The sequence below is a fragment of the Phaeocystidibacter marisrubri genome, from assembly GCF_008933165.1.
In the GTDB taxonomy this organism is placed as follows: domain Bacteria; phylum Bacteroidota; class Bacteroidia; order Flavobacteriales; family Schleiferiaceae; genus Phaeocystidibacter; species Phaeocystidibacter marisrubri.
This window is the reverse complement of the sequence record NZ_WBVQ01000001.1, coordinates 1-14,822: the sequence shown is the minus strand read 5'-3', so window position 1 is coordinate 14,822 and position 14,822 is coordinate 1. Positions and strand designations below refer to the sequence as shown.

Here is a 14,822-nt window from a genome sequence, read left to right as displayed (position 1 = left end):
AAATGAAGCGCATCATAAAAGCACTTTCATGGCTCGCAGGTATCGCGTTGTACTTGGGTGTGCTTGGATTTTCGGCAAACGAAGCCGAGAACCAACGCGCTTCTAGTCTGGAAATCAACCTTGAACAACCGGTTGATCAACTCTTTATATCCGAGAAAAACATAACTGACATCATTGATAATCAGGTTGATAGCATCATCAACACCCCTCTTCATTTAATTAACACTGCATTGTTAGAAGAAAGCATTGAGAATCACCCGCTTATCGATGAGGCAGAGGTATATTACACCTTAGACGGTCGTGTTTCCGTAGATGTCATTCAACATGTAGCAATTGCTCGAGTTAGAGCCCATGGTGAAGATGTGTATATGAACAAATACGGAAAGCCGATCCCAAGAAGTAGAAACCACTCAGCCAACGTACCCATGATAACCGGGCACATCGACAGCAGTCAATGGCGGGAAGCATACCACTTCCTCCAGCTGCTCGACGACTCTCCTTGGCTGGGAGACAACCTTGAGGCCATCTCTCGAGATTCAGCAGGAAAGTATACCGTATACCCGAGAATGGGTCGCCACTCCATCACCTGGGGTGAACTCGACGCATTTGAGGATAAGATGAAAAAACTCGACGTGTTCTACAGCTATCTGACGCGTGAAGGTCAGATGGATTCTGTACGCACGATCGACGTGCGATTCGATAAGCAAGTAGTAAGCACGAAGTATTGACCAGATCATGGAAGGGAAACGCATAGCAGTAGGATTGGATATTGGTACAACCAAGATCGTTGTGGTGGTCGGTCAGATGAACGAGCACGGCAAGATTGAGGTGCTGGGCATCGGCAAAGCAAAGAGCTTAGGTGTTCAGCGCGGCGTGGTTACCAACATTGTCCAAACTATTGAATCAATAGAAAAAGCTGTTGCCATGGCTGAAGAATCTTCAGGATTGAAGATTCGCAGCGTGGTTGTAGGCATTGCGGGTCAACATATCCGCAGCCTTCAACACAGCGACTACATCACTCGTGAGGATGCCGAAAGTGTAATTGAAAACTACGACATCGACCGCCTCATCGAGAACGTCCACAAACTGGTAATGATGCCAGGTGAAGAAATCATCCATGTACTTCCTCAGGAATACAAAGTAGATGGTCAGCCTGAAATCAACGAACCACGTGGTATGTATGGAGGGAGATTGGAGGCCAACTTCCACATTGTGGTTGGACAAATCTCTTCCATTAAAAACATTGGCCGCTGTGTGAAGAACACAGGCTTAGAATTGGCAAACATCACACTAGAGCCCCTTGCATCAGCAGAGGCCGTGTTGAGTCAGGAAGAAAAAGAAGCAGGTGTTGTTTTGGTGGATATTGGTGGCGGCACAACCGACATCGCCATTTTCAAAGATGGAATCATTCGCCACACCGCCGTAATTCCTTATGGTGGCAATATCATCACCAGCGACATCAAAGAGGGATGTAGCATTATAGAAAAGCAAGCTGAATTGCTGAAGATCAAGTTCGGATCAGCTTGGCCCGGGGAAAACAAGGAAAACGAAATTGTTTCCATACCGGGATTGCGTGGAAGAGAACCGAAAGAGATCTCTCTTAAGATGCTTTCAAAAATCATCCATGCTCGCTGTGTGGAGATTATTGAAAGTGTGTTCCAAGAGATCAAGAATTACGGCTACGACGAGCAACGCAAGAAACTTATTGCGGGGATTGTCCTTACTGGAGGAGGCTCCCAGCTTCGCCACGTAAAACAACTTGTGGAATACATTACGGGAATGGATACTCGTATTGGCTTCCCAAATGAACACCTAGCAAGCGGTGGCGATGAAGAACTGAGTAGCCCTCAGTACGCCACGGGTATTGGTCTATTGATGAAGGGACTCACCTCGAGTGAAATCGACATCATGGCCATGGAGCCTGGAGCAGATCCAGAAGCCATTAAAGCCGCAGTGGAAGCAGCGAGAGACCAGGCTATCATTGAAGCCGCTGAAGAAGCTGAAAACACAGAAGAAGACGAAGAGACCACAGAAACTACCAACGAGGCAGAAGAAGCCCCAACTACCCCTGCAAAACCTAGAAAGGGCGTTTTCGAATCGTGGGTTGAGAAGTTTAAGCAGTTTTTAGACAACGATGTTTGATTGCTGCGAAGACAAAATAGAAGAGTACTACAGGAATAAGAGGCAACAGAGTAAGAAAAAGTGATGGAAGAAGGTTTGAATTTCGATTTACCGAAGAACAGATCATCAGTAATTAAGGTCATTGGTGTTGGAGGTGGCGGTAGCAACGCAGTCAACCACATGAAGCGTTTGGGCATTAACGGGGTAGACTTCGTAGTCTGCAACACCGACGCTCAGGCCCTAGACCACAGTCCGGTTGAAAACAAAATTCAACTTGGCGCTAACCTTACTGAAGGACTTGGTGCAGGTGCGAACCCGGAAGTGGGTGAACGCGCTGCGTTAGAAACTGTGGAGGAGATTAAAGACGTATTGGGGACCAATACCAAGATGCTCTTCATTACGGCCGGAATGGGTGGAGGTACCGGAACAGGTGCCGCTCCAATCATTGCCCGTGCGGCGCAAGAACTCGGCATCCTTACCGTGGGGATTGTAACCATTCCGTTCGCCTTTGAAGGTAAAATTCGCCTTCAACAAGCCAAAGATGGAATTGAGAAATTCAAGCAACACTTGGATTCACTCATTGTCATCAACAACAACAAACTGCGCGAAGTATACGGAAACCTTGGATTTAAGGCAGGCTTCGCAAAGGCAGATGAAGTCTTAGCTACCGCAGCTAAAGGCATTGCCGAAGTGATCACGCATCACTACACTGCAAACATCGACTTAAAAGACGCCAAAACCGTATTGGCGAATTCAGGAACTGCCATTATGGGTTCTGCCGTTGCCTCCGGACAGAATCGTGCAATGGATGCCATTCGAGGTGCATTGGATTCACCGTTATTGAACGACAACCACATTGTAGGCGCCAAGAACGTATTGCTACTTATTGTATGCGGCTCTGATCAACATGAAATCACTTTCGATGAGATTGGTGAAGTCAACGACTACATCCAATCCGAAGCAGGTGGCGATGCCAATATCATTATGGGTATTGGGGAAGATGAAAATCTCCAAGACGCCGTTAGCGTGACCATTATTGCCACAGGTTTCTCGGCACAGGCAACGGTTCAGCCGTTTACTAAAGCACCAGAACGCGTGGTTCACAACTTGGATGATCGCGCATCTGCTACCGATCAACCTCTTACTGCTGCGCCAAAAAAACCAATGGAGGCAGCCCCTGAAGAGCCGAAAAAACCTGCCATTGTTCAACGAGGTCTTTTCGACTTCGACGAGCCTACTCCTGACGCATCTACCCCTGCAACCGAAGCACCTATCGTAGAAAGCGAAAAAGTGCCTGAGGTGATTGGTGAAGATGTACACGAAGAGATCATCACTCCAGATATTCACAAAGCCGAAATCGAAGCAGCGGCTAACGAACCGTTGGAAAACACCGTTCGTGAGTCGAGTGTAGAAACTCCGGAGGACAGGATTGAAACACCACAACCCGAAGCTAGCACTGCCGACGAGCGCGTTGTTTTCGATTTGGGCGAATTCGACATTACAGACGATGTGGAAGACTTTGTGATTGAGGACGAACACGTTGAAGAACCTGTAGCTGAAACCGCCGAAGAACCTGAGGCCGAAGTGGAAATGGACGTATTTGAATTCTCCATAGACGAAGCCTTCACATTGGATTCATCGAACAGTGACAACAGCATCGAATGGGATGTAGAATCACCAATTGAAACCGCAGCAGAAACACAGACCGAAGAGCCTGTTGCCGAAGCTGAACAGGAAGTAGAAATGGAGTCGTACGAAGAGGTTCGCTTTCAGCTTGAAGATGAAGAGCAACCATCTGCAAAGGCTGAAGAACCGGTTCAGAAGGAACCTGAAATGAAGAGCAGTGGTTCACAGCGCGTGGTTCACACCTTAGACGATTTGCGCGAATTGGAAGAACGTTTGGGCATGAAAAAGCCCGAAGTAAAGAAAGAAGCGCCGAAAGTTGAAGAAGATGCTGATTTACAGTTTGAAGTTCGCCAGGCTAAGCCTGCTGCTGCGCACTTAGAAGACGACAGTGATCCACTTGACCGTCCTATTGAAGAGAGTTTGCGCAGAAGAAACGAAGAGCGCAAGTCTAGGCTAGAGGCTTTTAACTACAAGTTTAAAAACCTTCAGAACAATATTATTGAAACCGAAAAGGAACCCGCTTACAAGCGCGCTGGAGTAGATCTAGACGCTTCTAGAAGAAGCGACAAGAGCCATTTTGGCAACACAAGTATTGGCGGTGACGGCGATGGACTTGAATTCCGAAGCAACAACAGCTTCTTGCACGACAACGTCGATTAAGCGACATACCAAAACTAAAGCACAAACTCTAAAATGGCTCTGATGAAAATCAGGGCCATTTTTTGTTGGGTGAGATTCGGGAGTTTCAATTTCACTGTGGCTAACTTGAGAGTAACCAAACTCAAAAGTCATGATGTGCACCACTCTCCTCGGGATCTCTCTGCTTGTAAATGCCCTATTCCTCATTCACTTTAAATCCCAAAAAACACATTCTAAGAGAATCGTAATTATTCATAAAGAGAAAATCATAAGCGGCTCCTTTACAGAGCGACTTCTTCACAACTATCCAGAACTCAGCCATAGAGAAGTGGAATTGGCACTTCAAATTCACAACGGATTGAACAACGCTGAGCTCGAAGACCATTTATGCATCAGCTACTCCAGTGTGGTCAAAGCGAAATATCGATTGAGGAAGAAACTCAGAATCGAAGACCAGAAACTAGACTCTTTTCTTCGGAGTCTATAAATCGTCTAGCCCAAATGTCCATTATTTGTCCGCATGAGAATCCACCTGGCTCTTTTTAAATGAAGGATGTTTGAGGAAGCAAACACGGTAAGGCAACACCTCAGTTCATAAGTACAAACCAAGGGCGGGTTTGCGAAAAACAGGGGTTGCCTTACTTTTCTTTACAGATACATGAAGCACACATGTGGTAAGTTTAGTAACTTCACAAGTGAAACACTGATACCCTGACGTATGAAAACGAAAAGACTTGAACAGCTTGTTCTGACATTGGCCGCCTTGTTAATTATTGGCTATGTTATCGTGTACACGGCTGGGGCTTCGAGTAAGCAGTCTCAACTCATGAACTACATCGCGGGTGCAGGTGTAGCGATCTTTATCGGATACTCATATATCGTGCAGCTTCGTGAACGCCGACAAATTGATGGGTTGCGCGATAAGAACGAAGAACTAAAGCACAAAGTTGCTGATAGAGAATATCAGATTCGTGAACAAAACGAAAATATCCGCAGTCTCAACGAACAGATTGAGCAGCTGAACAACGACATTGAAACCGAGCGCAGTAAATATTCTCAAGCAGAGAGTGAATGGAAGAATAAGATCAAGTCGCTCGAAGCCGAACTGGCCGACGCTAAGAAAGAGGCTTGAGAATTTTGAGTTCGGGGTTCGTCCTTTTCTGAAATGGATTGACCGCAAAGCATGTGAGGTTACACACACTAACTTGCTGTCCTAAAGAAACATCGGAATTACTCTGCAGAGTTCAGGATGTCAATTGGACAACCGAGTGAATCATTTGATTTTAGAGGCAAACAGCACCCTATTCAGTCATTGAACGGATAGGTTTGTACTGGAACATCCATTATACATCGGTTAACGATTTGTCAGTAACAAAATTGGCGGTCTTTCGGGGTGTATGTTAGAACCATGCATAAAACATTGTAATATCAATAACACCCCTCTCTTTTCAGCTGGAAGCAAATAGTATGGATTGGATTTGTACGACACACGCCCCATCTCATTCTACAAATCCCCTTCACTCCAACAATACCAGACATCCGCCTTACCCAAATCCTATTTCAATCACTACATTTGCCAAAGTTTTATCGGCCCTATAGTACAATGGATAGTACGTGGGTCTCCGGAACCAAGGAACACTATCCACCCTCCCCTCCTGCACACCCCTCAGACGCTGCGAATTTGACTTATTGAATTGGGTAAACTACTTTAGTGCGCCACTTAATGCGCCACCTATGATTGACCCTAACAACTACGGAAAAGTCAAAATCCATGATCGAGATGGAGACATCTCAAAACGGTGGTACGTCTCATACAGCTTTAGAAATCCCGTTACCGGAAAAATGGAGCGATTCAGGATTTATGGCCATGTTAATCGATTCAAGACGCGTAAAGAACGAATTGAGAGATTGAGATCATTAAAGCGAGCTACTGAGAAGCTTCTACAGGAAGGATTCAACCCATATCAAACTGCTGATAATAGTAACCAATCTATCGATACAGTACCATCTGCAATTAACTATGTGCTTGAGATAAAAAAACAACAACTAGCGGAAAGTTCTTATGATTCCTTTCGTAGCCACGTATTGAAGTTTCAAAAGTGGACTGAGGCGACATTTCAAGATCACCTGCCTCCGAATAGATTCTCCAAACAGGATGTGAATACTTTTCTTGAATGGTCACAGAGGAAATATGGACTGAACGCACAAACCAGGAACAATTACCTCAGTGATACACGTTCATTCTTTACCGCACTTTTGGACAAGGATATAATCAGTCACAACCCCGCCTCCGGAATATCCAAACTAAAAGTAGATCCAGTTAAGAACCGAGCTTTCACAAACGCTCAACTTGACTCTATACAAGAATTCCTCAACCGAGAGGATCCATACTTTTTATCATTCCTTCGATTCATGTCTTATGAATTCATGCGACCGATTGAAGTATTGAGAATCAGGGTTGGAAACATCGATCTTCAAGAAGGTATTTTGTACCTAGACACTAAAACGAAAAGGGACAAGAAGAAAATTATTGTATCACCACTACTTGCATGGCTGAAAAACTTAAATCTTGAGAAATATGACAGCTCTGACTACCTTTTTACAAGATTTGAGAGACCAGGAGGATGGGAAGCAAAGGAAGCTACTAAAAGGAGGTGGTTCTCCGCGAAGTTTGCACACGTAAAGTCCAGCCTTAAGCTAGGAGAAGAATACGGAGTGTATAGCTTTAGACACACTTACATCACTAATCTCTATCACTCTCTTAGAAAAAGCAGCTCCAGCAGTTATGAAGCGAAGATGAAACTAATGCCAATAACTGGACATTCAACCTTGGACGCACTAAACTCATACCTCAGAGATATCCAAGCAGAATTACCTGAAGACTACTCTGATCAAATTGTCCAAATTTAACGTATCGGTATTCGACACATACTTTAACTTCTTAGACGTGGAAGTTGACATGGCTTTGCTTAGCCAACAGTCGAGCTGCTTTAAGATTCTTTACCGAACGGTCAAACTTTAACCTGGGATCGAAGATAATAACTTCATCTCCTATACGATTCGAAGTGTTTTGAGACAATCTATAATGTACAATGTTATAGCTAGAGTAGAGGTCAACTATACTCTCATTAAAGTCATACGAAGTGAACCAAAACTTAGTCAATCGGTGTGTCTTTCGAGCTATTCTTTGGTGATCCTGAGCCTTAAAAGCATTCAGATACAGTTGACTACCTTTTACAAAATAGGGTGGATCTATGTATATGAGTACAGAGTGGCGATATTCATTTAACTTCGAGAGGAAATCTTCACCATCTAAGTTGGACAGTTCAATACGATCTCTATAGGATGCTAATTTTTCAATTCGCTTCTGAAGACTGGCTTTATTGAAACGAGCGTCCATTTTATACTTTCCATCCTGTTTCAATCCTCCAATAGGACCACCCTTTAAGACTCCAGAGACATTTGTCCTGTTTAGGAAAAAAGTTGATTTTGCTAAATCTAGATAAGAGTGATTCTCGGGGTTTCTAGATATTTCCTTAAAGTGCTGCCAGTTATCAATATTAATATCGACATTCTCAATCCAATCTAACAATCTTGTAGTGTCTAATAGCGATGTACGCCAAAAGGAATAGATAGCTGGATCAAAGTCGTTCAGCATGATAGATTGTACCTTCTCATCGTACAGAAGGCTCAATGCCAATCCAGCTCCTCCGGCAAAAGGCTCAGCATAGCTAATTCCAGTTAAATCATTCTCATCAATTAAAGATGAGACAAACGCTCTTATACAATACTTTCCACCGGGATATCTAAGTGGCGAAGGAAAATTCATAATGCCTATTTACCGTGTGATAACATTAGTATTTGGCCAATAATCAAGCTGATAGCAATAGCTTGATCAATATTGTTGGCTTGGGTATACGACCCACCATGCGCTCCAATTTGAAGCAAAGATACAATGGTACTTTTCGTTACACTTTGCGCATGAAGTGTCGTTTTCTCATCGGCAGATAGCTTCTTTTTTGCGTTATCAAAGTGAGTATTAATTAAGTCGTTAAGACGCATGTTATTATCTGAAGCGCATTTTTCAGAGAGCAACCGGAGTGACATTCTAATTATTGAAGGAAACTCTTCGCTGTATTGATCTTTGTTGGTGTACCAATGCGCGTATAGGTCTTTAATGTCAATAGCTAGATTGTTAAGCGCTCCTGGCACTAGAACCAGTTCATTCGCTAAAAAAGTAGGCTTTTTTGATCGGACTTTACGTGTTTGTCTAGGTTTCTTTGGGGGGTGAACATCTCCTTGTTGAGATTCGTACTTGAAACCTTGATAGGCCTTACCTTTATTTTTATCAATCGTGTCCTTAAGTTCATCACTCAAAGCGTCATAGGGCTTACCTCTTAAAGGTCCGCGTGTCGTGATTCTTTTTGAAACAATTAAGTCGACTAAGGAATTTAAGATTTGATTCGCCTCTTCTTCAGAGTGGATTGATTTTAGTTGATTCCCTTCAAATTCAAACCCGATTTGCTTTAGCTTGCTTTCTGTGATAATTTCCTTTTTAACAAAACCTTGATCTAGTGATTTTGAGTGTTGAGAAATCAAATTAGTTGCCTGCTCAAATTTTAAAAACGTCGTCCGCTCTCGGTTCAAATGTATATGATGGAAATAATCCCTTTGCAGAGAAGACCAGGAGCCAGAATTCAAGTGTTTTTGCTCTATGTTCTTCAAGGCTACAGCTTCTGAACAAACATTACATGCAATAATACTATCAACGAATGGTAGAACATCGGTATCAATTGTGTCATGTTTCAGGTATCCTAAACGTAGCTTTGCTAAGATCATTCTTCGATTACCATCATAAACAACAGGTTTATCGTCCTTGTAAACAACAGTAGGAAGGTCAGACAACATGTAATAGTCCCCCATTTGTTGAACTAGTTTGGCTAGTTGCCAATGACCGTCAACGTCAATTATTGCTTTCTCGAGAATATCTTCGTCACGGGAGTCTGGGTCAATTGGGTCTCTTGGATTTTCGGTCCAAAGTACTAGGTCTTTAACAGCTATATTTTCTATTGACTGGCCTTTCATAATAGGTTTGTTAGTGTAGAGCGTAAATTGATTCTATCCATACTTCAACATGAAGCATATCAATCTGTACTAGGTATTCTCAAATAACGTACAGGTTAGTAATATTTAGCTACAATAATATTAAGCGAAGATCATATTCAGGTACGTAGTTTTACTACTCTTTATAGGTATTTCTCGCTAATTAACAATTGAATTTACGACTCAGCGCCTATAGGCCTACCGGCGCTGAAGTCGTGCTATTAGATCAAGCGTCATTTTAAAATTCTCGTAAAAGTAGATCCAGTAGCTAACAGGTAAAAATGTAACTCATTTCATCACAAGGTACTCAACCCTGGACACAATCAACCCGCACTTGAGAGACATTCAACCCGAGCTACTGGAAGACTACTCTGATCAAATTACTAAGATTCAAGCAACGCCGTTAATCGCAATGTTCTATCGTTAAACAGATGTGAGAATATCAATAAACACTCCCCTACTATCGTTCAATGCGCCTAAACTTCAAGAGCTTAATGCTAAAAAAAGAAGCGACAACAAGAATAATGATTTTTCCAGAGAGAAATCCTAAACCATAGTTTGTAGGCGTTTCCCAATTGAAGAGGAAAATGTTCAGAAGTTGAAGAAGCACAGCTAAAGCAACAAGCCCTAGCAGTATTCCAAAGATGACTCTAAGAACTTTCATCAATAGGTAACGGTAGTTGTTGTGGGAGTGTATATTCCAAATGTTATTGCAGCAACAAGGCCATTCACAAAGGTGTGTCGAACATGGACTTCATAGTTTTCTTCACCGTTTGCCATTTCACTTGCGTCACTAACATCTACAGGCGCTAATCCATATATAACGTAGTGGTTCCATTCAGTTTTTTGACGGTTCTGCTGAGCCCCTTCACCTACGGTCATATGATACGAATAGCAGCTCTGTAGAAAGAATGCGCCAAAGATTAGGGTAATTGAAAGAATTTTCTTCATAGTTAAATGTTTAGGTGGTTTTACAAACCTTAAAAGAATAAAAAACTCAGATTAGTCAAGTACGTAGTTTTACTACTATTTATACGTATTTCTACCCAATTCGATGCAGTGTCCTGCTGCTTGATAAGTTTCTTCACTACCTCTACCCCTCTACCCGAACCATCCCTAAGATAATAGCAATGCTTTGTATCGAGGTAGTTGGCACCTCAAACGGATCATACTCTGGATTATCGCTCACAAATTTATAAGATCGATCATTGGATCCAGGTTTAACCCGTTTCACCAAAATCCCCCTGTCCTCAACAGCAAGAACATGCGGGCGATTCCACTCGATAAAGCTTGGCTCATGTAGTGTTTTACAGGCAATAACGTCGCCCTGGTAATAAGTAGGAGTCATGCTATCACCTTTGATGTGCATCATAAAGTCAGCTTCTCTGAACTCTGGAGCGTAATACTCAGCAAGCACGTTAGCGCTCTCTATTGCTAAATCAAAGTTAGAGGATCCACCAAGTGCAGCTGATGACACCAAAGGAATAGCTTTTAGACCTTTTGGCAAAGATTTACCATCAACAGGATATGCGCTAGGTTTCGATAACCCCGCTTTTTCAGACGGCAATTGACGCAATCCAAACTCATATTCGAGAAGCCTTTCCATAGCTGGAGGGAGCACTTCTGTATTCTCCCAGTTGGTAACAGTAGTCACAGTCACTCCAACAAGTTTAGCTAAGTCAGTTTTAGAGAGATTGTTCTCAGTTCTCAATCTTTTGATATTCAGCATACTATAAAATATTCTCCAATTTTTAGACTCTATTATTTGGAGTAGTCTAATAATTAGAGTTACTTCGCTTTGTTGTTAGTTCATAAAATTCAATCGTTATACCGCAATTCGATAGCGATTGAACACAATTCAGCAAGGTAAGAAATCAAGTTATGGCAGAAGTATTGAATTCGAGATCAGAACGAGCTCAAGCCAAAAACAAAATCCTAAGACGTCAATACCAGGCGTATTACGCTCTTGGATATCGTTCAGATTTAATTATCACTCACCTTGCAGCTGAACATCTTATCGCTAAATGGACTGTTCGCGATAAACTTGGATCTGTGATTGATCTTCAGAGATCCACAGAAGTAACATGCGACCTATCAACAGTGTCAATTGACCACTAAAGATGAGTCTCGAGCTTCAAATACAAGAACTAATAGAACAAGCCCGGCAAGAGGGTTATGAGCGTGCCTTGAGAGAGCGCAAAATCACGCCGCAACCTTGCTCTAAGCCACGCTCGAAATCGAGACGCGAGCAAATGGACTTGGAGAGCCGGGCTTTCATTTTAGCTATCCCAAAACGAGATCCACGTAACTCAATAAAGCAAGCCTCATGAGAACAGTAAAGCTTGGATCTAGAATCCTTCAGTACAAAGGGTTGAATCTTGATAATGCGCACATTAACGCACTAAAAAGATTAGAAGCGTCACCAACTGCAATTGTCGTAGGACTCTCTGGAGATATTCTCGCACTCAAATGTTTGAAGAAAGTACTAATCGTAAAGTCCGGACAAAGCGTAGGCCTGCAGCAATTAGTGTACTACCCTTTCCTCAAAGCTTCTCTTGTTGTCCCAGTGTCAATTGACCAGTATGATCGATTGCATCATCTATTTATGAAGTCAGAAACTCGAGGAGATTTTGAAAAGAAGTTCAACGAGTACGCAAGAACTCAAAATTGGAATGCAGCATGAACCGATCAAAAAGGAAGAAAAGAATGTCACCACGAGAATCTGATCTGATTGCGGCACTCTGTATCAATGCTGTCGTTTGTGCTCTTATGGTGGTTGTAATAGCTAGCTCAGAAAGCGAATGATTCACGATTGACATCATTCACACTAAAAATTGTCAAATGAAAATTCCAGAGACATATTCCCATTACATCCCGCCGAGACAAGAGATTCTTGAGTATCGGGTGCCTTTCTATTTGAATATTAAAGGGAAGTCTAAGAATAGAAAAAAAGAACTCACATTCATTTTCAACTCCATTTTCAAGGTCGTCCAACAAGAGTTGTGGCGACATGGATTAGCTGAGTGGAATGAGTTCTCTTTTCTCAATAAAAAAGCGTCAAAAGACACCCTCTATATCGAATATTTTGTCAAAGAATTCTCGGGATCAATGCAAAGAATTAGACGAACTCAACTGATCGTTTTGGAGTTTGCTAAAGCTTTTGGTTTGCTAAACATGTTAAAACCGGATGAATTCACTTACGTTGGATCCTTCAATGAATCGAGTTTACTCCCTTATCCTGGCGACGATCGTCCAACAACAGAATTCTACGTCAAGCATGATTCAGAGATGCGGAACGCATCTGAAGAGTTGCAAGACATACACAGAAAACCTGTTAAGTATCAAGTGTGTGACATTGTACTATCGAATGATCTTAAAAAAGGAGAAACGAATCTCACTCATTTGATAAAGAGTTCAGTGTTCCGCAACGCTGCCGAAGAGGCTTTTTATGAAGCCGGAATAGGAGTAGCTATTGATATAGAGACTCGGTTAGATGTATCAGATCTAAATTCACTCAAATTACCGAGTTTCTCCTTTATCGTAAACACCAACGCCTCCCAATTGATTGATAAAGCGGTGAAAAAAGCCGCAAAAGTCCTAGGTGTCAAGATTGAATCAATCGAATATCATAAGAAGAAGGGCCGAAAATACCCTCCCTCATTTATTGATAAAAGACTGTCACAAGTAGGGCGGTTTAAGCTGACGATCCATCGCGACGAAAAGATAATCGAATCTACGCGACTCGATAAATGGAAATAACTGAGTAGACTATGAAAAAAGTAAATCACTTCCATTTCCACATGGACAACTATAGCGTGCCTGTAAACAAGGCAGAAAAAGAACTCTTAGCGCTAGTAGAAGCATACAACGGCACCTTACTGATCGGCCTAAAAGCCAAGAAAGAGTTTAAGACATTTCTTGAGATGTCCTTAAAGCAAATCAATCGGTCGCACCCAAGATGTAAGGACTTAACTATCACTCACAGGAAATACAAGATAGGAAGACGTCAACAAGAACTCAGTCAATCGCGTGTTTATAGCGCTGAGTTCATCCCCATTCATAAAATCTACCCATCACCACAGCTGTCAATTGACGGTAGTGTAACGCTAGGGATTGAAGCAACAGAACTACAAGAGCAAGAATAGCAATCAGGTTGGTTAAGTGAAGCTATCTGCTTCCGTTCCCCGGGTATTAGAGAGAGGCCCGGGGAACAACAACCAAAAATCAAACATCATGGATCTAACCATCTTCAATGAAACTTCGCTCCCAAAGTTGGGGACAAGACAAAAGGATCAGAAACCTTCAGTGTATATCACAAGAAAAGGTGCGATACTATTCAACCGAGCAGCTTCAGAAACACTTGGATTGATCAATGGATCTAGGATTTCTTTTGCGTTAGACTCGAGCTCGAATGACTGGTATTTGATCACTGGTAATTCAGGAGGATTCCAGGTACGTCCTAAATCTAAAGACGGTTTAAAAGAAGGGGTGCTTTTTTCTCACGCCGAATTAGCGAATAAAGTCTTGGATGCCTTGAAGGCGAACCCGGAGAGATCCGCGACAATTCCCATCGCCTCTCTTTGTGTTGACGACACACGTCCAGACACATTCGCGCTCTTCACATCTTCAGCAAAGATCCGATGAGACGAATAGTTCAAGTTGAACAGTGTTTTATAACACCACGTTCGCTCGATTTAGCACGGCCAATCGGAGTGACAATTGCCGATGAGTTCGGAAATCGATTCGAAATCATTGAACGATTCACTATTGGAAGACGCAGGGATAACAAAGAATACTGGGCATCTTACAAAGGTGACTTGATCAAGTTTGGCACTAACCCAAGGTTCTTGGCTGAAGGAATTGGAATTGATACACGTCAATTGACGCAGTATTTCGATGAATTAGAGGAGGATGAAATTAAAGCTCCAGTAGCGCGTGTACATCTTTTGAAATCCATCGCTACAGACTCGGTAAATCAACAAGCATGGAAAGACTAGACTTCACAATCCTTAAACAGCGCTTGGAAACCTGTCACGCAATGCTGATTTGCGCTTTGAAAATCATACAAGGTCATACAAGCCTAGCTCTTTTACGAAAGGACTGGATACAAGCTGCTGAAGAAGATGATGAAGCTCTGATGTACACTTTGGCTTCATGTATTCACGCCGCGACGAAGACCTTAAATAGCTATAAGAGCGAATACGAAAAGCTAGAACAGAAACTAAGACTAACACGCACACGCACAGAGGAACGTGTCCAGGGCATAGAGTCGTCTAAACCTACCATGGTCAATTGACGCGCCCTGGCCGTTTTTTAAAACTGGCTTAGTGCCT

At 42.6% G+C, this 14,822-nt stretch carries 17 protein-coding genes; 13 read left to right on the top strand and 4 right to left on the bottom strand.

All coding sequences use genetic code 11. The annotated features are described in order from the left end of the window. The first annotated feature begins 2 nt into the window (after positions 1-2). The 6 genes from F8C82_RS00085 to F8C82_RS00060 all read left to right on the top strand — a co-directional run bounded on the left by F8C82_RS00085 (position 3) and on the right by F8C82_RS00060 (position 7,296). The gene (locus tag F8C82_RS00085) at positions 3-728 is read left to right on the top strand and encodes a cell division protein FtsQ/DivIB (protein WP_151691404.1); all 726 of its coding nucleotides are present in this window, start codon (positions 3-5) and stop codon (positions 726-728) included. Between the two features lie 7 nt (positions 729-735). Next, complete coding sequence (gene ftsA, locus F8C82_RS00080; RefSeq protein WP_151691403.1) at positions 736-2,142, top strand: cell division protein FtsA; 1,407 nt, start codon at positions 736-738, stop codon at positions 2,140-2,142. Between the two features lie 63 nt (positions 2,143-2,205). Next, positions 2,206-4,407, top strand: a complete 2,202-nt coding sequence (gene ftsZ, locus F8C82_RS00075; protein ID WP_151691402.1) for a cell division protein FtsZ — start codon at positions 2,206-2,208, stop codon at positions 4,405-4,407. 130 nt (positions 4,408-4,537) lie between these two features. Continuing rightward, positions 4,538-4,873 (top strand): helix-turn-helix transcriptional regulator, encoded by a 336-nt coding sequence (locus tag F8C82_RS00070; RefSeq protein ID WP_151691401.1) that lies wholly within the window; start codon positions 4,538-4,540, stop codon positions 4,871-4,873. Positions 4,874-5,104: 231 nt separating this feature from the next. Continuing rightward, the gene (locus F8C82_RS00065) at positions 5,105-5,518 is read left to right on the top strand and encodes a hypothetical protein (RefSeq protein ID WP_151691400.1); all 414 of its coding nucleotides are present in this window, start codon (positions 5,105-5,107) and stop codon (positions 5,516-5,518) included. A gap of 602 nt (positions 5,519-6,120) precedes the next feature. Further along, complete coding sequence (locus tag F8C82_RS00060) at positions 6,121-7,296, top strand: tyrosine-type recombinase/integrase (RefSeq protein WP_151691399.1); 1,176 nt, start codon at positions 6,121-6,123, stop codon at positions 7,294-7,296. Positions 7,297-7,327: 31 nt separating this feature from the next. Here the strand turns inward: F8C82_RS00060 and F8C82_RS00055 are convergent, their stop codons facing one another. The 4 genes from F8C82_RS00055 to F8C82_RS00040 all read right to left on the bottom strand — a co-directional run bounded on the left by F8C82_RS00055 (position 7,328) and on the right by F8C82_RS00040 (position 11,218). Continuing rightward, positions 7,328-8,215 (bottom strand): DNA adenine methylase, encoded by an 888-nt coding sequence (locus F8C82_RS00055; RefSeq protein WP_151691398.1) that lies wholly within the window; start codon positions 8,213-8,215, stop codon positions 7,328-7,330. A 5-nt stretch (positions 8,216-8,220) separates the two neighbouring features. Continuing rightward, positions 8,221-9,471 carry a hypothetical protein gene (locus F8C82_RS00050; protein ID WP_151691397.1) on the bottom strand — a complete coding sequence of 417 codons (1,251 nt, stop codon included), beginning with the start codon at positions 9,469-9,471 and terminating at the stop codon, positions 8,221-8,223. Positions 9,472-10,152: 681 nt separating this feature from the next. Beyond that, entirely contained in the window at positions 10,153-10,440 is a 288-nt protein-coding gene (locus F8C82_RS00045; protein WP_151691396.1) for a Bor family protein, read from the bottom strand. Positions 10,441-10,582: 142 nt separating this feature from the next. After that, positions 10,583-11,218, bottom strand: a complete 636-nt coding sequence (locus F8C82_RS00040) for a S24 family peptidase (protein ID WP_151692886.1) — start codon at positions 11,216-11,218, stop codon at positions 10,583-10,585. Between the two features lie 152 nt (positions 11,219-11,370). Between F8C82_RS00040 and F8C82_RS00035 the strand changes: the two genes are divergently transcribed. From F8C82_RS00035 to F8C82_RS00005, 7 genes are all read left to right on the top strand, one after another. Continuing rightward, entirely contained in the window at positions 11,371-11,607 is a 237-nt protein-coding gene (locus F8C82_RS00035; protein ID WP_151691395.1) for a hypothetical protein, read from the top strand. Between the two features lie 208 nt (positions 11,608-11,815). Further along, a complete protein-coding gene (locus F8C82_RS00030; protein ID WP_151691394.1) occupies positions 11,816-12,172 on the top strand; it encodes a hypothetical protein in 357 nt (118 codons plus the stop codon). A gap of 158 nt (positions 12,173-12,330) precedes the next feature. Further along, the gene (locus F8C82_RS00025) at positions 12,331-13,248 is read left to right on the top strand and encodes a hypothetical protein (protein ID WP_151691393.1); all 918 of its coding nucleotides are present in this window, start codon (positions 12,331-12,333) and stop codon (positions 13,246-13,248) included. An 11-nt stretch (positions 13,249-13,259) separates the two neighbouring features. Beyond that, positions 13,260-13,634 carry a hypothetical protein gene (locus F8C82_RS00020; protein ID WP_151691392.1) on the top strand — a complete coding sequence of 125 codons (375 nt, stop codon included), beginning with the start codon at positions 13,260-13,262 and terminating at the stop codon, positions 13,632-13,634. Between the two features lie 88 nt (positions 13,635-13,722). After that, on the top strand, positions 13,723-14,133 hold the full coding sequence (locus F8C82_RS00015; protein WP_151691391.1) for a hypothetical protein: 411 nt from the start codon (positions 13,723-13,725) through the stop codon (positions 14,131-14,133). Continuing rightward, positions 14,130-14,486 carry a hypothetical protein gene (locus tag F8C82_RS00010; protein WP_151691390.1) on the top strand — a complete coding sequence of 119 codons (357 nt, stop codon included), beginning with the start codon at positions 14,130-14,132 and terminating at the stop codon, positions 14,484-14,486. The genes F8C82_RS00015 and F8C82_RS00010 overlap by 4 nt, the downstream gene beginning before the upstream one ends. Beyond that, positions 14,474-14,785: a hypothetical protein gene (locus tag F8C82_RS00005; protein WP_151691389.1), complete on the top strand. Its 312-nt coding sequence runs from the start codon at positions 14,474-14,476 to the stop codon at positions 14,783-14,785. The genes F8C82_RS00010 and F8C82_RS00005 overlap by 13 nt, the downstream gene beginning before the upstream one ends. Positions 14,786-14,822: the final 37 nt, after the last annotated feature.